15 protein-coding genes are annotated in these 17,351 nt (G+C 62.1%); 12 read left to right on the forward strand and 3 right to left on the reverse strand.

From position 1 onward, the window contains the following. Positions 1-4: 4 nt before the first annotated feature. Positions 5-538, reverse strand: a complete 534-nt coding sequence (locus G9X64_RS10500; RefSeq protein ID WP_168309853.1) for an outer membrane protein assembly factor BamE — start codon at positions 536-538, stop codon at positions 5-7. 137 nt (positions 539-675) lie between these two features. On the opposite strand from G9X64_RS10500, the gene G9X64_RS10505 reads away from it, so the two are divergent. From G9X64_RS10505 to G9X64_RS10530, 6 genes are all read left to right on the forward strand, one after another. After that, complete coding sequence (locus G9X64_RS10505; protein WP_168316295.1) at positions 676-1,332, forward strand: ubiquinol-cytochrome C chaperone family protein; 657 nt, start codon at positions 676-678, stop codon at positions 1,330-1,332. An 11-nt stretch (positions 1,333-1,343) separates the two neighbouring features. Further along, positions 1,344-1,898 carry a YceD family protein gene (locus G9X64_RS10510; protein ID WP_168316296.1) on the forward strand — a complete coding sequence of 185 codons (555 nt, stop codon included), beginning with the start codon at positions 1,344-1,346 and terminating at the stop codon, positions 1,896-1,898. 98 nt (positions 1,899-1,996) lie between these two features. Next, positions 1,997-3,043 carry a phosphate acyltransferase PlsX gene (plsX, locus tag G9X64_RS10515; protein WP_130743515.1) on the forward strand — a complete coding sequence of 349 codons (1,047 nt, stop codon included), beginning with the start codon at positions 1,997-1,999 and terminating at the stop codon, positions 3,041-3,043. 20 nt (positions 3,044-3,063) lie between these two features. Further along, on the forward strand, positions 3,064-4,035 hold the full coding sequence (locus tag G9X64_RS10520; RefSeq protein WP_011651317.1) for a beta-ketoacyl-ACP synthase III: 972 nt from the start codon (positions 3,064-3,066) through the stop codon (positions 4,033-4,035). A gap of 105 nt (positions 4,036-4,140) precedes the next feature. Next, positions 4,141-4,479: an integration host factor subunit alpha gene (locus tag G9X64_RS10525; protein ID WP_047616420.1), complete on the forward strand. Its 339-nt coding sequence runs from the start codon at positions 4,141-4,143 to the stop codon at positions 4,477-4,479. A gap of 148 nt (positions 4,480-4,627) precedes the next feature. Continuing rightward, positions 4,628-5,167, forward strand: a complete 540-nt coding sequence (locus tag G9X64_RS10530) for a MerR family transcriptional regulator (RefSeq protein WP_047616421.1) — start codon at positions 4,628-4,630, stop codon at positions 5,165-5,167. A 9-nt stretch (positions 5,168-5,176) separates the two neighbouring features. Here G9X64_RS10530 and G9X64_RS10535 read toward each other — a convergent pair whose 3' ends face one another. Continuing rightward, the gene (locus G9X64_RS10535) at positions 5,177-5,524 is read right to left on the reverse strand and encodes a response regulator (RefSeq protein WP_168316297.1); all 348 of its coding nucleotides are present in this window, start codon (positions 5,522-5,524) and stop codon (positions 5,177-5,179) included. A 377-nt stretch (positions 5,525-5,901) separates the two neighbouring features. Here G9X64_RS10535 and G9X64_RS10540 point away from each other — a divergent pair, with 377 nt between their 5' ends. Further along, on the forward strand, positions 5,902-7,548 hold the full coding sequence (locus tag G9X64_RS10540; RefSeq protein ID WP_171376534.1) for an ATP-binding protein: 1,647 nt from the start codon (positions 5,902-5,904) through the stop codon (positions 7,546-7,548). 40 nt (positions 7,549-7,588) lie between these two features. On the opposite strand, the gene G9X64_RS10545 is transcribed toward G9X64_RS10540, so the two are convergent. Then, a complete protein-coding gene (locus G9X64_RS10545; protein WP_168309860.1) occupies positions 7,589-7,903 on the reverse strand; it encodes a DUF1236 domain-containing protein in 315 nt (104 codons plus the stop codon). Between the two features lie 325 nt (positions 7,904-8,228). Here G9X64_RS10545 and bcsN point away from each other — a divergent pair, with 325 nt between their 5' ends. From bcsN to G9X64_RS10570, 5 genes are read left to right on the forward strand one after another with little or no spacing between them, the layout of a single operon-like run. Further along, a complete protein-coding gene (gene bcsN / locus G9X64_RS10550; protein ID WP_171376535.1) occupies positions 8,229-9,209 on the forward strand; it encodes a cellulose biosynthesis protein BcsN in 981 nt (326 codons plus the stop codon). A 58-nt stretch (positions 9,210-9,267) separates the two neighbouring features. Continuing rightward, positions 9,268-11,460 carry a UDP-forming cellulose synthase catalytic subunit gene (bcsA, locus tag G9X64_RS10555; RefSeq protein WP_168309862.1) on the forward strand — a complete coding sequence of 731 codons (2,193 nt, stop codon included), beginning with the start codon at positions 9,268-9,270 and terminating at the stop codon, positions 11,458-11,460. After that, positions 11,457-13,913: a cellulose biosynthesis cyclic di-GMP-binding regulatory protein BcsB gene (locus G9X64_RS10560; RefSeq protein WP_171376536.1), complete on the forward strand. Its 2,457-nt coding sequence runs from the start codon at positions 11,457-11,459 to the stop codon at positions 13,911-13,913. The genes bcsA and G9X64_RS10560 overlap by 4 nt, the downstream gene beginning before the upstream one ends. Then, positions 13,910-14,956 carry a family 8 glycosyl hydrolase gene (locus tag G9X64_RS10565; protein ID WP_171376537.1) on the forward strand — a complete coding sequence of 349 codons (1,047 nt, stop codon included), beginning with the start codon at positions 13,910-13,912 and terminating at the stop codon, positions 14,954-14,956. Before G9X64_RS10560 ends, G9X64_RS10565 begins: the two co-directional genes overlap by 4 nt. Continuing rightward, entirely contained in the window at positions 14,953-17,298 is a 2,346-nt protein-coding gene (locus G9X64_RS10570) for a tetratricopeptide repeat protein (RefSeq protein ID WP_312864035.1), read from the forward strand. The genes G9X64_RS10565 and G9X64_RS10570 overlap by 4 nt, the downstream gene beginning before the upstream one ends. Positions 17,299-17,351: the final 53 nt, after the last annotated feature.

The following is a 17,351-nucleotide window of genomic DNA, read 5'->3' on the forward strand; positions in this document are numbered from 1 at the left end:
CCGATCAGCGTAGGCTGCTCGGGTTCTGCGGCGTGCCGCCGGCGCCACCGCCGAACAGGCTGCGGGCAGCACTCGCGGCGCTGCCGCCGGAAAGCATTTGTTGCAGGAAGGTGAGTTCCTTGCCGCCGGTCGGCGTGACGCGTCCGATCGTGTCGAACACCTTGCCGTCCTGCAGCGTATAGTTGGCGCGGCGGCTGACGACGCCGTCCTTGTCGAAATAGATCGCCAGAACGCTCTGATCGACGACCTTCAGTTTCTGGAAGGCCACCGCACGCGTGCGCCGCTGCGAGATGTAATAGAAGACTTCGCCGTCGAAGGTCGCCGTCGTCGACGGGGTGCCGAGCGAAAGCAGCACCTGCTCGCGGCTGGAGCCTTCCGGAACGAGGTTCAACGACTGCTGGTCGGCGACGTAGCCGCCGTTGAGCACGGTGCTGGTCTGGCAACCGGAGAGAGCGGTAGTGGAGGCAATTATGAAGGCAATGGCCGCACTGCTGAAGAATTTCATGTCAGACTTGAAATACCGTTTCTTCAACGACATTTACTCCCTGTGAGTGTCGATAGCAGCCATTTGGGGCCTTGCACGCTTTCCTCCTGCAAAACCATTGTGGCCATTCCGGGTCGAATATCCCGAATTCGCTTCGCTGACGCATCGAAGGAGTCGTCCCGAAACAGGCCATGATCGGCATTGCAATTCGCGCCTGCTTCGGTAAACCAGCTTTCGAAATCATGCAACAAGGCCAGACGCCAGCCGGCATGAAGAATGAGGCATTTCCGGAAAAAACAATGATCTTCGGGCTCTTCCGTAAGAAAAACAACAATCAGGCGATCGTCGACAGGCAATATGCGGCGTTGGCGGCGGCCGCGCGCATGCCGGAACTCTACGAGCGGCTCAATGTGCCGGATACGGTCATGGGCCGTTTCGAGATGCTGTCGATCGCCATGATTCTGTTTTTTCGCCGCACCCGTGCTTCCGCCACCAGCGGCCAGGAAATCGCCCAGGAGATCGTCGACGCGTTCTTCCAGGATATCGACTATTCGATCCGCGAACTCGGCATCGGCGACAACAGCGTGCCGAAGCGCATGAAAAAGCTTGCCGGCATGTTTTACGGCCGGCTCGAAGCCTATTCGAAGGCGATGGACACAGGCGATGCCGAGGCCCTCGCTCTTGCCCTTCAGCGCAATATCTACCCCGAAACCGCGGCGCCTGCCGATATGTCCGGTCTCGCCGGATGGATGACGGCCGCAGAATCGCATCTGTCTGCCGTTGCCGAGGAGGTGATCGCCACTGGTTCGGCGACGCTCCCGCCGGTCGCCTGCCCACCGGTCATCTGAAGGAGGAAACGATGCAGAATGATCGGGACGATGTTCCCTTCTCCTATCCAGTCAAGGTCGGCCACATCTCGGCCAACCCCGTCGAGGTCCATGTCGAGGCCGACGCCAGCGAACTGAAGGCGCTTGCCGAGACCTGGAACGTCGTCTCCGTCGATGATCTCAGCGCCGATCTGCAGATTGCCCGATGGAAGCGCGACGGCGTGCGCATCAAGGGCCGCGTGCGGGCGAAGATCGTCCAGTCCTGTGTCGTGACGCTGGAACCGGTCGAATCCGCCATCGACGAGACCTTCGAGCAGATCTTCGTGCCGGAGGGCTCCAAGCTTGCCCGCCAAGCCGGTAACGACGCAGGCGAGATGCTGCTCGATCCCGACGGTCCTGATCTGCCCGAAAACTTTGTCGGCGATACGATCGACGCCGGCGAGGTGGTTGCCGAATTCGCCGCTCTGGCGATCGATCCCTATCCGCGCAAGCAGGGTATCGAATTCGCCGGCCATGTCGAAGACAGCGGCGAGGACGATAAAAAGCCCTCCGCTTTCGCAGCCCTCAAGGACTGGAAAAAGGACTGAAGCCCCTCTGGCATTTGACACAATTCAGTTGTAAGCGACGCCAAAACCGGTATTTTGGCCGAAATTTCGCCCTCGGCGAAAAGAAGGATCAGGGACGCGTGATCAGAATATCTCTCGACCTCATGGGTGGCGACTTTGGTCCCCAGGTTGTCATCCCCGGCGCCGCCAAGGCGTTGGATCGGCATCCGGATATTTCCTTCGTTCTCTATGGTCTCAAGGAACAGTGCGATCCGGTTCTCGCCAAGTTTCCGAAGCTCAAGGAAAAATCGATCTTTCACGACTGCGAGCTTGCCGTCGCCATGGATGAGAAGCCGAGCCAGGCACTGCGCCGTGGCCGCTACATCTCCACCATGTGGCGCTCGATCGAGGCGGTGAAGACAGGTGACGCCGATGTCGCAGTCTCGGCCGGCAATACCGGCGCGCTGATGGCGATGGCGAAGTTCTGTTTGCGCACCATGGCCAATATCGAGCGTCCGGCGATTGCCGCGATCTGGCCGACGCTGAAGGGTGAGAGCATCGTGCTCGATGTCGGGGCGACGATCGGCGCCGACGCACAGCAACTGATGGATTTTGCCCTGATGGGCGGCGCCATGGCGCGCGCGCTGTTCGAAGTCGAACGCCCGACGGTTGGGCTTCTCAACGTCGGTGTCGAGGAGATGAAGGGCCAGGAGGAGGTCAAGGAGGCCGGCCGGCTGTTGCGCGAGGCGAACATCGATTCGCTCGAATATTCCGGCTTCGTCGAGGGCAACGACCTTGGCAAGGGCACGGTCGACGTCGTCGTCACCGAAGGATTTTCCGGCAATATCGCGCTCAAGACCGCCGAAGGCACCGCCAAGCAGATCGGCGAATATCTGCGTGCCGCCATGTCGCGCACCCTGCTCGCCCGCATCGGCTACCTCTTCGCCAAAAGCGCCTTCGACATGCTTCGCGAGAAGCTCGATCCGAGCAAGGTCAATGGCGGCGTGTTTCTCGGCCTGAACGGCATCGTCATCAAGAGCCATGGCGGGGCGAATGCCGAAGGCATCGCAGCCGCCATCGAAGTCGGCTACGACATGGCCAAGAACGGCCTCAATCAGAAAATAGAAAACGATCTGAAGAAATATCATGCCAAGCGGCTGCCCCCGATGGGCCCGGAAGCGGCATGAGCGATGGGGTTCAATCAAAGATGATCCGTTCAGTGGTTCGCGGGTTCGGAGCCGCACTTCCGAAGCGCGTGATGACCAATCGTGATATGGAGGCCATCGTCGACACATCAGACGAATGGATCGTCCAGCGCACTGGCATTCGCCAGCGTTATGTCGCCGGTGATGACGAGACGACGGCGTCGCTCGGCGAAGCCGCCGCGCGCGCAGCCCTTGCCAATGGCGGCCTGACGCCTGCCGATATCGATCTTGTCATCTGCGCCACCTCGACGCCGGACAACACGTTTCCGGCCACGTCGGTCAACATCCAGAACCGCCTCGGTATGAGCCATGGCTTCGCCTTCGATGTCCAGGCTGTCTGCACCGGTTTCGTCTATGCGGTCACGACGGCGGATGCCTATATCCGCGGCGGGCTTGCCAAGCGCGTTCTCGTCATCGGCGCCGAAACTTTTTCGCGCATTCTCGACTGGAACGACCGCACCACCTGCGTGCTTTTCGGCGACGGCGCCGGCGCGATCATACTCGAAGCGACCGAAGGCGAGGGCACAGTTGCCGATCGCGGCGTGCTGACCGCACATCTGCGTTCCGATGGCTCACACAAGGAAAAGCTCTATGTCGATGGCGGACCGTCGACGACGGGCACTGTCGGCAAGCTGCGCATGGAAGGCCGCGAGGTCTTCAAATATGCCGTCGGCATGATCACCGACGTTATCCAGGCGGCTTTCGATTCGACCGGCACCACCGCCGACGATCTCGACTGGCTGGTGCCGCACCAGGCCAATCGCCGCATCATCGACGGTTCGGCAAAGAAGCTGAACATCGATGCCGCGAAGGTGGTCATCACCGTCGACCTGCACGGCAATACGTCGGCTGCCTCGATCCCGCTCGCACTTGCGACCGCTGCCGGCGACGGCCGCATCAAGAAGGGCGACCTGGTGATGCTCGAAGCGATGGGCGGCGGCTTTACCTGGGGTGCGGTTCTGCTGCGCTGGTAGGCACGAATCCTAAAAAACTGGCGGCGAACAAGAGCTTGACCGTAAGGCGCAAGACAAATACTCTTCGTACGATTTCACAAAATATTTTGTATGGGCGGGGAAACCATGACCGGAAAAACAGTGACGCGAGCAGACCTGGCGGAATCCGTTTTCCGAAAGGTTGGGCTTTCCCGCACCGAATCTGCCGAACTGGTCGAAACCGTCATCGACGAGATCTGCAACGCCATCGTGCGTGGTGAAACCGTCAAGCTTTCCTCCTTTGCCACCTTCCAAGTGCGCGACAAGAACGAACGAATCGGCCGCAACCCGAAGACCGGCGAGGAGGTTCCGATTTCCCCCCGCCGGGTCATGACCTTCAAGGCGTCGAACGTGCTGAAGACGCGCATCCTCAAGGCGCATGTCGCTCGCAAGATCAAGCTGAAGCCGCAGAATCCGGCTCCCTGATATTGGCATCCCCTTTCGGAACGGCGTTTTTTTCTCTCGCACTCCCCATCCTTGTGCGCAACGTCGAGACATGACTTGAATTGTCGGCGCCAAACCGTTGAAATATGATGAGTCGCCGTAGGATCGAGCCGCGAGGTCGCGTAGCAGCATGACGTTGGACAAGAGCCCCGATGCCTTTCGCACCATCAGCGAAGTCGCAGACGATCTTGATCTGCCGCAGCATGTGCTGCGCTTCTGGGAGACGCGTTTTCCCCAGATAAAGCCGATGAAGCGCGGCGGCGGCCGTCGCTACTATCGGCCGGAGGACGTCGACCTCCTCAAGGGCATCCGGCATTTGCTCTATGATCACGGCTATACGATCAAGGGTGTGCAGAAGCTCCTGAAGACCAACGGCAACAAGTTCGTCATATCGGTCGGCCACGGCGATCTCGCCAGCGTCGAGGCGCTTGCCTCGGGCGTGCAGGATGCCGGCGCCGGGGAACCGCGCGTCGGCATGGCCGACGAAGACCAGATTGTCGGCCGCGCCAAGCCGCCGATCACCCGCCGGTTCTTCAATTTCGTCGCTGGCGACGACGAACAGGAAGTCTCGATCGGCAAGTCGAGCGTCGGCAAGGAAGACCGGGCGCTACTGCAGGAGGCACTCTACGACCTCCTGGAATGCAAGCGTCTGCTCGACCAGGTGCGCTGAAGAGGAAAGTCAAGCTTCGGTAAGCCGCTTCATCGCCTGTTCGAGTTCGCCGAGTTGGAAGGGTTTTTGCAGCACGGGCAATGTGCTTGGGCTGCTGCCATCAGGGGCGGTACCGTATCCCGTCGCGTAGAGATAGGGTTTGCCGCGTTCGTCGAGCAGCTTTGCGACCGGCAGCGAACTCTGCCCGGCAAGCGAGACATCGAGTATGGCAGCATCGAACTCCGTATCCCTGGCGGCTGTCAGCGCCCGTTCCAGGTCGGGCGCGCTGGCGCAGACCCGGTAGCCCAGATCGGCGAGCATATCCTCGAGCAGCATGGCAATCAGCGCGTCGTCTTCGACGATGAATATGTCTTTCATGATCCGGTTCACCCATTGCCCCCTTGCTAAAGCATGTCGCGCAAAAGTATGCCGCGGTTTTGCGATAACGACATGCGTAAAAACAAAGACCTAAAGCGCAAGGAGCGAATCTGAAAGATTGCGAGACGCTTTAGGCATGGAGGTTTATGTGGACTGCTTGCACGGCTCGTCAAGACGTCGTGCCCGCTAGTGCGAGAAACAGCATATTGCCGGTTGAAATTCGATGTGCAAAAGCTGGGATGCCGTCTCCGCAACGGCGACTGCATAATTCCTTAAATCGGAATCGATCTATGGATAAAATTATGCAGCAATCCAAAGTGTTACAGCGTCCTTTGCGGCTCTCGAAAGACGCGCGGCGCTGTAAGAAGGGGTGTCGAATGGATTTGCTGAGTGCCACGGATTGGCTGCGTCACAGGCCGGGTTATACATATCCGCTGGCCATTGCCTTCGTTGGCCTGATGTTGCTTCTGAGGCTTGCCGCCAGCGACACTCTTTCCGGATTCCCCTTCCTGAGTTTTCTTCCGGCGATATTGCTCGCGAGTTTCATAGGCGGCGCCGGGCCGGGCTTTGTCGCGACCTTGGTTGCCGGTTTCATTGTCCAGCAGTTTTTCGTCGAGCCGCACAATGTTTTTTGGCCGGCCAGCGCCGGCCAATGGGTCGGCCTTTCCACCTATCTCATCAATGCCGTGATCATCGTCGGCCTGATGGAGATGATCATCATCGCCCATGGCAGGCAGAGCCGCCTTCGCAGCGAGCTCAACAGCTTCAACACGCGCCTCGAACAGACAGTGGTCCAGCGCACTGCCGAGCTCAGGCACGAGATGGAAGAGAATGCCGCCGCTCAGGCGCAGGTCCGCCAGCTGCAGAAGATGGAAACGATCGGCCAACTGACCGGCGGTGTCGCCCATGATTTCAACAATATGCTGGCGATCATCATCGGCAACCTCGATCTCGCCCAGCGGCGCCTGACCGGTAGCGAGGATCCTCGCCTACTATACTCCATCCAGAACGCCAGAGATGGTGCGCAGAGAGCGGCGGTGCTGACCGCGCGTCTTCTCGCCTTCTCGCGCCAGCAGCCGCTCGCCCCGGAGGTGATCGACCTCAATAAGCTGGTCGGCGGCATGTCGGAGCTGCTGCGGCGCACGCTCGGCGAGCACATCCGGATCGAGACCGTGCTTGCCGGCGGTCTCTGGCCGAGCTTTGCCGATTTGAGCCAGCTCGAGAATGCCATCCTGAACCTTGCCGTTAACGCTCGCGATGCCATGCCGGGCGGTGGAAATCTGACGATCGAGACCGCCAATACCGAACTCGACGAGCGATATTCGCGCATGCATTCGGAGGTTGAAGCAGGTCAATATGTGATGATCAGCATCACTGACACCGGCACCGGCATGTCGCCGGAGGTGATCGAACGCGCCTTCGACCCGTTCTACACGACCAAGGGACCCGGCAAAGGCACAGGTCTCGGCCTCAGCCAAGTCTATGGCTACATCAAGCAGAGCGGCGGCCACATCAAGATCTATTCAGAGATCGACAGGGGCACGACGTTGAAGATCTATCTCCCCCGTCATGTCGGCACGGCGGATGCCCGGTTGAACGTCGCCGGCGCCCAGCCGCTTCCTCAGGGCAGCGTCAATGATACGATCCTGGTGGTGGAGGACGATGAGAACGTCCGCACCATGACTGCCGAAAGCCTGCATGAACTCGGTTACACCGTGTTGCAGGCGGCTAGCGGTATGGAGGCCCTTATGCTTCTGGAGCAGAATGCGGCAGTCGACCTGATCTTCACCGATATCGTCATGCCGCAGATGAGCGGACGCCAGCTTGCCGATATCGTCCATGAAAAATGGCCGGCGATCCGGATCCTCTATACGACGGGCTACACCCGCAACGCCATTGTCCATAATGGTGTGCTCGATTACGGCGTTTCCCTGCTTGCCAAGCCCTTCAGCCTGGAACAGCTCGCTCATAAGATCCGCGAACTTCTGAATGTACCGGAGAGGGTGGGAGACGAGCGGACGTGAAGCCGGAATACGGCCGCACGTCCGCAATTCTCTATCCGCGTTATTCGAGGACCTGGATTATGCGATGCGTTTTCGGCTCGACGATCACGCGTCGCTCATTGACGACGGTATAGCCGTAGCCGTCGACATCAGGCACGGTATGCACTTCGACGGTATCGGGCAGCGTCGCGCCGACCGCGATATCGCCATCATAGACTACGGAAGGTGTGTTTTGCTCCATCACATAGGTGCGCACCTCGCCGGGCAATACGACGGAGCCGGTCGGTGCGGGATCTGTGATGATGACGGTGCTCTGCGCGAAGGCGGCAGAGCTGATGGTCAGCATGGCGGCCGCAGCCAGCATGGTCTTGCGCATGGGATTTCTCCTTTTCCTACCTGAGACATCGAGGCAACGCGGGCCATGCGGCATAGTTCCCCGCGGGCTTTTCGCGACAGCGGTAACAGACGTAATGAGAGCATTTAAGTTGTTACTAAATTAATTTTTGCATCATACGGTTGAGCTGTCTGAACAGCGTTCGAAAAGAATCCAGATGGTGATGTTAGAGCTCGCTTGTTTACTTTTCGCTAACCATGTTGGACGTTTATTCTGAACGGACGACCAACCGGTCGTTGATTCGACGATCCGTCGCGTTTCGGCTTGCGAATGGATCTCTAGAAAGACGATTGCGGCGGCTCGAGACATGCGGTTGCGAAAGACGATATTGCTGTTGGCCGTGGCGGGCATGATGGCCGGCTGCACATCGACGGGCAATGTGCGCCAGCCTTCCGCGCCGGAAATCGTGGCGCCTGAAAAGGCGCTGGTGCTGCCGCCGCCGGGCGGCCCGTCGATCGTCAGCGTCGTCGAGCGCAAGCGCGGCAACGGCGTCGAGCAGACGATTTCGCTGTTTACCTCATCCTCCGTGCCCGGTCAGAATTCCCTGAAGGTCCAGTTCTTCGGCGCTTCGGGGGCCAATCCCGGCGCCGGCAATGCCGCCTTCAGCAAGATCAATGAGAGCGGCATTGCCCGCGAAGTGGCCCGTTCGGCCCCGGGCGTGCCGATGGCGACGTCGGCGACCTTCCTGCAGAACGCCTATGGTCCCTTCGGCTATGCCTCCGGCCGCAGCCGTGCCGGCGACACCTGCCTCTATGCCTGGCAGCAGATCCGCTCGAGCACAGCAGCCAATACCCAGGCGCGCAATTTCGGCATGATCCAGCTGCGCCTGCGCCTTTGCGATGCGAGAGCGAGTGAGCGCCAGCTGCTCGGCATCGTCTATGGCTACACCGTCACCGGGACCTTCGACGGCGAGGTCTGGAACCCTTACGGTAATCCGCCGCCTGCCGATGGTGCGCTCGGACGCACCGGCGAGCCGATCTATCCCGACGAGGGCGGTTACCGCGCCAGCCCTATGCCGATCGGCTATGAGCCCGCGCCCGCGATTGTCAGCCGGCCGCGGGCAACGCCTGTTCGCAGGGCCTCGACCTCACAACCGGCTCAAGGCGCAGCACCCATGCCCGCGCCCATCGGCCCGCATGTACCGCTGCCGGGCGAGGCGCCACAGACGAGTGCAAAGCCGGATGCGGCGCCCGCGCCGAACGAACAATCGGTAAGGGCGATCGGCGTCACCGTGCCTTCGCCGGACTGCATGGGCGACTCGGCCATGACGGCCGCCTGCCGACGATAATGAGCATGTCCGTAGGCGCCAGATGGTGCCCCGGTTGAGCAATTTCGAAGGAACGTCGATGCGCAAAGCCCGCAGTGTCATCATATGGGCCGTGGTTTCGCTCTGCATGATCGTGCTGATCACGCTGCCGGTCAACCTGCAGACCCAGCTCATCGCCAGCATCACGGTCGTGACTGTGATGGCGGTGATCAAGATCTTGAAGGGCGAGGGGACGTGGCGCCTGGTGGCGCTCGCATTCGGCACGTCGATCGTGCTGCGCTACGTCTACTGGCGCACCACCAATACGCTGCCGCCTCTGAATCAGCTGGAAAATTTCATTCCCGGCCTGCTGCTCTATCTGGCCGAAATGTATAGCGTCGCAATGCTGGCGCTCAGCCTGTTCATCGTCGCCACACCGTTGCCGTCGCGCCCCTCGCGTGCCGCCAAGAATGAGCGTTTCCCCCATGTCGACGTCTTCGTGCCATCCTACAACGAGGATGCCGGCCTGCTGGGAAACACGCTGGCCGCCGCCAAGGCCATGGATTATCCGGCCGAGAAGCTGCATGTCTGGCTGCTCGACGACGGCGGCACCTTGCAGAAGCGCAATTCCGGCAAGCTGCTCGAAGCCCAGGCGGCCGCCGCCCGCCATATCGAGCTGAAGCAGCTCTGCGACGATCTCGACGTCAATTACCTTACGCGTGACCGCAACGAGCATGCCAAGGCCGGCAACCTCAACAACGGCATGAAACATTCGACCGGCGAACTCATCGCCGTCTTCGATGCCGACCACGCGCCGGCCCGCGATTTCCTGCTGGAGACCGTTGGTTACTTCGAAGACGATCCGAAGCTTTTCCTCGTCCAGACCCCGCACTTCTTCATCAATCCCGACCCGCTGGAGCGCAACCTGCGCACCTTCGACAAGATGCCGAGCGAGAACGAAATGTTCTACGGCATCATCCAGCGCGGCCTGGATAAATGGAACGCCGCCTTCTTCTGCGGCTCGGCCGCGGTTTTGAGCCGCAAGGCGCTTGAATCCCAGAACGGCTTTTCCGGCATCAGCATCACCGAGGATTGCGAGACGGCGCTGGCGCTGCACGGCAGCGGCTGGAACAGCATCTATGTCGACAAGCCGCTGATCGCCGGCCTGCAGCCGGCCACCTTCGCAAGCTTCATCGGCCAGCGCAGCCGCTGGGCGCAGGGCATGATGCAGATACTGCGCTTCCGCTTCCCGCTTCTGAAGCGCGGCCTGACGATCCCGCAGCGCCTCTGCTACATGTCCTCCACGCTTTTCTGGCTCTTCCCGTTCCCGCGCACGATCTTCCTGTTTGCGCCGCTCTTCTATTTGTTCTTCGACCTGGAAATCTTCACCGCCTCCGGCGGCGAGTTCCTTGCCTATACGCTTGCCTATATGCTTGTGAACCTGATGATGCAGAACTACCTCTACGGGTCGTTCCGCTGGCCCTGGATTTCCGAACTCTACGAATATGTCCAGACCGTGCATCTGCTGCCGGCTGTCGTCTCCGTCATGCTCAATCCGCGCAAGCCGACCTTCAAGGTCACCGCCAAGGACGAATCGATCGCCGTCAGCCGCCTGTCGGAGATCAGCCGTCCGTTCTTCGTCATTTTCGCGGTGCAGATCATCGCGCTCGTCATCACCATCTACAGGATCTACGCCGAGCCCTATAAGGCCGACGTCACGCTCGTCGTCGGCGGCTGGAACGCCATCAACCTGATCATGGCCGGCTGCGCGCTCGGCGTCGTCTCGGAGCGCGGCGAACGCGCCTTGTCCCGCCGCGTCCGCGTCAACCGGCGCTGTGAATTTGGCGCCAACGGCAAATGGTACGCGGCCTCGATCGAGGATGTCTCCGTCCATGGCGCAAGGCTTCACATCTTCAACAAGCATCTCGACGAGATGCTGGTCGGAGCCGTCGGCGAAATCCGTTTCCGGCCCTATAGCGGCGCGGATATGGAAACGCTGCCGCTCATCGTCCGCAATATAGAGCCGTCGGGCGACATCTCCAATGTCGGCTGCCAGTACGTGCCGAAAAGCGCGCTCGACCATCGCCTGATCGCCGACCTGATGTTTGCCAATTCCGGCCAGTGGACTGAGTTCCAGGCCGCGCGCCGCCGCAATCCGGGCCTGATCCGCGGCACTATCTGGTTCCTCGGCCTGTCGCTCTACCAGACCAGCCGCGGCCTCATTTACTTCTTCCGCAGCATGCGGCCGGAGCGGGAGGCGCAGCAGCAGGCGGCAAAGGTCAACGCCGGATGAGAAGGATCGTGGCCGCCTCGCTTCTTCTGCTGCATGCCTCCGCCTTCGCCCAGGCGCAGACGGCACCCTTCGACATGTCCGGCGAGCGGCCGCCCGGGGCATCCGTTACCCCGAGATTGACGCCGCCCACGCCGTCGCCAGCCCCTGCGCCGGCTCCCGTCACGCCGCCGGTTTCCGTCATACCCGCACCTACTCCGGCCGCTCCCGCTCCCGCACCCGTTCCTCCGGCGATCGCCGTCCAGTCGCAGCCGACGGCGCCTGCGCTCCAACCGGGCGCCGCAAATACCGCCGCGCCGCCGCGCTCCGGCGATGTCCGCCGCTATGTCGTGCCCTTTTCGAAACTGGGTCTCGGCGGTGAATATGATCGCCGGTCATGGTCGGTCTATCTGACGCCGGAACAGGCGGCGGCCAAGGCAAGCTTCACCTTCGCCTACCAGAATGCGATTGTCGTCGCGCCTGAGGCCTCGGCGCTGACCGTCTATCTCAACAACCGCCCGATCGGCCAACAGCGCGTCGGCTCGCCGGATGGCCCGTCGGCCGTCACTTTCGATGTCCCGCCCGGTTTGCTGCAGCCCGGCGCCAATCTCGTCACCTTCGAAGCCGCCCAGCGCCACCGCACCGATTGCAGCATCCAATCCACTTATGAGCTGTGGTCGAACATCGATCCGGCCGGAACCTATCTGAGCTTTGCCGGCAGGGATGCCGCAGAGCTCTCGAGTGCCGACGCGATCCGCGCCATCGGCGTCGACGGCGCCGGCAAGACCGAGTTCGACATCGTCGTCCCGGCGCTGGAGCAGCCGGGAACCACCAAGCCGCTGCTGCGGCTGGCGCAGGGCCTGTCGGTGCTGAGCAGCATGCCGAACCAGATCTTTGCCTTCAGCGCCGTCTCGCTTCCAACCGCCGGGCCTGGCAAGCTCAGCGTGCTCGTCGGTACCGCGGCGGAGCTGCGGCCGCTCTTTCCCAGCCTGCCGCCCGGCGCCGAAAGTGCGGCATTCGCCGCTTTCGCCACCGATCCGCGCAGCGGTTCGCCCGTGCTTCTGATCAGCGGCCCCTCCTGGCAGGCGGTCTCCTCGGCGATCGATACCATCGTCTCGCCGACGGACAGGTCCTCGGATGTCCGCCGCGACGTGCTGACCACCGAGCGCTGGAGCGCGCCGAACGCGCCGCTGGTCTTTTCCGATACCAACATCGCCTTGTCTCAGCTCGGCGTGAAGACCACCGAATTCTCCGGCCGGCGGCTGCGGACGAGTTTCAATATCGCCGTGCCGGCCGATTTTTATGCCAATGCCTATGGCGAGGCGAAGGTGTTGCTCGACGCCGCCTATACCGACAACGTGATGCCCGGCAGCCACATCGATATCTACGTCAACGACAACATCGCCTCCACCGTGCCGATCACCACGACATCAGGCGGCATTCTCCGTCATCTGCCGATCCGCGTGACGATGCGGCACTTCAAACCCGGTCTCAATTCGGTGGCGATCGAGGCGATCCTGATGACCAAGGATGATGCGGCTTGCGCGCCGGGCGCGACGGCGGGTGCGACCCCGCGCTTTGCCCTGTTCGATACGTCCGAACTGCAGATTCCGGATTTCGCCCGCGTCGGTCAACGTCCGAATTTGGCGGCAATGGCCGGCACCGCCTATCCCTATGGCCGGGCCACGGAACCGACGCCGCTTTTCATAGACCGCGTCGATGCCGACACGCTTTCGGCAGCCGCCACGTTGCTCGGCCATATGGCCATCACTGCCGGCCATCCGATCGCCGTCGAAACCGTCGCCTCGCCGAATATGATCGGCGATCGCGACGCCATCTTCATCGGCTCCGTCTCGCAGATGCCGGCGACAGCGTTGACGCAGACCAATATTTCGACGGAGAGCCAGGCCTCGTGGCGTCCGGTGGCCGATACGCAGGCGGGCGTCGTCGATACCGGTACGGCCTTCGAGGAATGGAATTCCAAGGTCAGCGGCGGTGTCTTGCGCAACCGGATCACGGCTTTGCGCGAGTGGGTGTCGCGCAATTTCGATATCTCCCGCAGTTCGCTGCAATTTGTGCCCGGCGCCGAGGAGATTTTCACGCCATCCAACGTAGACACGCTGCTGGTTGCCCAGGGCTCCAGTCCTGCAGGGGCGGGCGCATGGACCGTGGTGACGGCGCCGTCGGCGAAGGATTTGCGCGAAGGGCTGGAGGTTTTGACCACGCAGCTGAACTGGCCGCAGATATCAGGCCACATCACCACCTATTCGAGCAAGACAGGCAAGATCGACGCGGTGCCCGTCACCCGTTTCGATTTCGTGCCCTCCACCCCCTGGTCGATCTCCAATTACCGCCTGATCGCCGCCAACTGGCTGTCGACGAATATCCTCTCCTATGCCTTCCTGCTGGTCGTCTTCGTACTGCTGATCGGGATCACCACCTCGAGCATGCTTGGAAGGCTGGGTCGGTCGAAATGAGACGATTACACGCACTCCTGCTTGCTGCATCGGTCGCGCTCGCTCCCGCGGGAGCGCCTGCCTTTGCGCAGCAGGCGATGATCAATGCCGGCGCATGGTCGGCCTACAAGGCGAAATTTCTCGATCCGACCGGCCGCATTGTCGATAACGGCAACGGCAATATCAGCCATAGCGAAGGGCAGGGCTATGGCCTGCTGCTCGCCTATCTCGCCGCAAGCCCGGCCGATTTCGAGCAGATCTGGTATTTTACCCGCACCGAGCTGCTGCTGCGCGACGATGGCCTGGCCGTCTGGAAATGGGATCCGAACGTCAAGCCGCACGTCGCCGATACCAACAATGCCACCGATGGCGACATGTTGATCGCCTATGCTCTGGCGCTTGCCGGTACGGCGTGGAAACGCGACGACTATATCCTCGCCGCCTCCCGCATGGCGCAGGCTTTGCTTGCCGAAACCGTCGCCAGCTCGGAGGGCCGCACCTTGCTGTTGCCGGGGACCGAAGGTTTTACCGGCAGCGACCGTGACGACGGTCCCGTCGTCAACCCGTCCTACTGGATCTACGAGGCGATTCCGGTGATGGCTGCGCTCGCTCCGTCGGATGCCTGGAAAAAACTCTCGGATGACGGCGTGGAGCTGTTGAACAGGATGCAGTTCGGCCCGCGCAAGCTTCCTGCCGAATGGGTGAGCCTGCATGATAAGCCGCGGCCGGCAAAGGGGTTCGACGCCGAGTTCGGCTATAACGCCATCCGCATCCCGCTCTATCTCGCACGTGGCGGCATCACCGACAAGGCGCTGCTCGTCCGCCTGCAAAAGGGGATGTCGCAAGACGGCGTTCCCGCCACCATCGATCTGACCACCGGCCGGCCGAAGACCGTCCTGTCGGACCCCGGTTATCAAATTGTTAACGATGTTGTGGCCTGTGTTGTCGATGGGACCAAGCTGCCAGGCTCGGCCCTGCAATTTGCGCCCGCACTCTACTATCCGTCCACGCTCCAGCTTCTGGGGCTGGCCTATATCGGGGAGAAGCATCCGGAGTGTCTGTGAAGTCTTCTCTCGTGGCGGTTTCAGCGGCAGTCGTGGTGGCGACCCTCGTCACCGGACTGAAGGATCGTGCCGCTCTGCAGGAAAGGTTCGGCCTTGGGTCTGCCGGCAAGCCGGCGCCGGAGCTGATGATGATGGGCCGCATCAAGCCGACCGAGGCTCCCGCCGGCAATTCCGAATTCAATGCGCAGCTCGTCGCCGACAAGATCGAGGCAATCACCTCCTCGCCGCCGCCGAGACCTGAGACACCCGGGCCGGATGCCGCAGCACAGCAGCCTGCAGCCCCGCAACCTGCGGCACCTCAGACGGCACCGGTGACACCTCCAATCGTTTCCGACCCGCCGCCACCGCAGCAGGCCACCGCGCCTGCGCAGCCTGCCGTCGATGAAAGTGCGCTTCGTTATTTCGCCAGCCGCGGCGACAAGCTCCGCCTGCAGGCCGAAATCTCCCGCCTTCAGGCGCTCTATCCGAACTGGGTTCCACCAGCCGATCCGCTCGCCGTGCCGCAGAATGGCGACAAGCAGCTCGAGGCCATGTGGCAACTCTATTCCGATGGCCGGTATGCCGAGCTGCGCAAGGCTGTCGCCGATCGCCAGGCCGCCGACGCCGGATGGCAGCCGCCGGCCGATCTGCTCGACCGGCTCGACGTCGCTGAGGCCCGTGCCCGCCTCGTCAATGCTTCCGACCTCAAGCAATATGCGACGGTTGTCGATACCGCCGCCGCAACGCCGAGCCTGCTCACCTGTAGCGAGATCGATATTCTCTGGCGCGTCGCCGAAGCCTTCATCCGGACGGAGAGGGCGCAGCGCGGCCAGGACGCATACACTTATATCCTGAAGAACTGCACCAATCCCAGCGAGCGGCAGGCGACGGTCGAAAAGGCCTCGACGCTGCTTGGCTACCTGCCGATGCAGACGCTGCTCGCGCTGGAGAGGCCTTCTGCCGACGGTAGCAAGGAATTCGACGCGATCCGTGACAATCTCGCCCGACGCTTCATGGCCGAAGGCAACGACGATCCGAATCTCGCCCTCGCGCCGGATTACGTCGCCCGCCTCGAAAAGCTCGCCACGACGGAGGGACTTGCCTCCGATGCGCTGCTGCTCGGCTGGTATCAGCTTCGCCGCAACAACGATGCCGATGCCGAAAAATGGTTCCGCGCCGCCCGCGCCAAGCAAGATTCGGCGGCCGCTTCGCAGGGGCTGGCGCTGGCGCTGATCGCCCGCAAGGCGCCTGAGGAAGCCGAAGAGGTGATGTTCCGCTGGCGCGCCGATTCCGATGACGCGACATCAACCTATCTCGCCGCTACCGCCAACCTGATGGCGTTGCAGCCGCCGGCCGATCTGGCCGAAGAGGTGCTGCACCGCATCGCCACCGAGGTCATCGCCCGTAAATACGTGCCGACGGCGCAGCAGTTCGGCTGGTATGCCCGCTCCCTCAACCAGTTCCAAACCGCCGCCCGTTGGTTCGAGACGGCGCTTGCCTGGAAACCCGATGACGAACCGTCCGCCTATGGCCTTGTCATCACCCGCGAGCAGCTGAGCGACCGCAAGGGCGTGCTCGACCTCCAGCGCGCCTGGGCCGGCCGGTCGACTCGGATCACCGATCTCGAAGACACGTCGTCCCTGACGCCAAACGCCGTCACGCCGCCGCCAGTGAAGGGGGCGCTTGCCGCACAGCAACCGGCTCAACCGACGCAGCGTCCCCCGGCCGAGCCGCTTCCGGCCGAGCGCCGCATCACCCTGCAGCCGGGATCGGAAGTGGTCGTTCGCGCGGCGAGACCGGCGATGGACACGGTGACCGTTCCGCGCGGTCCACGCCAGACGCGCGGCTGCTCGACGACAATCGACGCGGGGCAGCTTAAGCCGGCCGATGCGCTGTCGCGCGGCTGGTGTCTGATGGATATCAATCGGCCGATGGAGGCGATCTCGGCCTTTGAGGCGGCATTGCAAAGCCCGTCCCGCAAGGTCCGTGAAGACGCAGCATACGGCCAGAGCCTTGCTTATCTCCGCGCCGGCCTCTCCGGCAATGCCGCCGTCGCGGCCACCAAGGCGCCGCAGAACCGCCAGCGCGCCGCCGAGCTTCAGGTGGCGATCCTCGCCGACCGTGCGCTTTCAGCCTTCGACGCCGGCCGTTATCGCGAAACCCTCATCTATCTCGATCAGCGCGCCCAGCTGCAGCAGGAGCGCATCGACCTGATGGTTCTGCGCGGCTACTGCTACCTCAATCTCAAAATGTACGGCGATGCGACCCGTATCTTCGAAGCCGCTGCCGCGACCGGCAGCCGCGACGCCGCCCACGGTCTTGCCGACGTCCGTAACGTCACCCACCCAGACACCAACAACTGACGTTGACGCCGCTTCCGCTCTCCGCTAGTCGCCTGCGCAAAGGCCGCCCCGGC

The organism is Rhizobium sophorae (assembly GCF_013087515.1).
Taxonomy (GTDB): domain Bacteria; phylum Pseudomonadota; class Alphaproteobacteria; order Rhizobiales; family Rhizobiaceae; genus Rhizobium; species Rhizobium sophorae.

Excerpts from the sequence above, each read along its gene's own strand:
- G9X64_RS10500 (WP_168309853.1), bottom strand. The coding sequence starts at position 538 with ATGTCGTTGAAGAAACGGTATTTCAAGTCTGACATGAAATTCTTCAGC.
- G9X64_RS10505 (WP_168316295.1), top strand. The coding sequence starts at position 676 with ATGATCGGCATTGCAATTCGCGCCTGCTTCGGTAAACCAGCTTTCGAA.
- G9X64_RS10510 (WP_168316296.1), top strand. The coding sequence starts at position 1,344 with ATGCAGAATGATCGGGACGATGTTCCCTTCTCCTATCCAGTCAAGGTC.
- G9X64_RS10520 (WP_011651317.1), top strand. The coding sequence starts at position 3,064 with ATGATCCGTTCAGTGGTTCGCGGGTTCGGAGCCGCACTTCCGAAGCGC.
- G9X64_RS10525 (WP_047616420.1), top strand. The coding sequence starts at position 4,141 with ATGACCGGAAAAACAGTGACGCGAGCAGACCTGGCGGAATCCGTTTTC.
- G9X64_RS10530 (WP_047616421.1), top strand. The coding sequence starts at position 4,628 with ATGACGTTGGACAAGAGCCCCGATGCCTTTCGCACCATCAGCGAAGTC.
- G9X64_RS10535 (WP_168316297.1), bottom strand. The coding sequence starts at position 5,524 with ATGAAAGACATATTCATCGTCGAAGACGACGCGCTGATTGCCATGCTG.
- G9X64_RS10540 (WP_171376534.1), top strand. The coding sequence starts at position 5,902 with ATGGATTTGCTGAGTGCCACGGATTGGCTGCGTCACAGGCCGGGTTAT.
- G9X64_RS10545 (WP_168309860.1), bottom strand. The coding sequence starts at position 7,903 with ATGCGCAAGACCATGCTGGCTGCGGCCGCCATGCTGACCATCAGCTCT.
- bcsN (WP_171376535.1), top strand. The coding sequence starts at position 8,229 with ATGCGGTTGCGAAAGACGATATTGCTGTTGGCCGTGGCGGGCATGATG.
- bcsA (WP_168309862.1), top strand. The coding sequence starts at position 9,268 with ATGCGCAAAGCCCGCAGTGTCATCATATGGGCCGTGGTTTCGCTCTGC.
- G9X64_RS10560 (WP_171376536.1), top strand. The coding sequence starts at position 11,457 with ATGAGAAGGATCGTGGCCGCCTCGCTTCTTCTGCTGCATGCCTCCGCC.
- G9X64_RS10565 (WP_171376537.1), top strand. The coding sequence starts at position 13,910 with ATGAGACGATTACACGCACTCCTGCTTGCTGCATCGGTCGCGCTCGCT.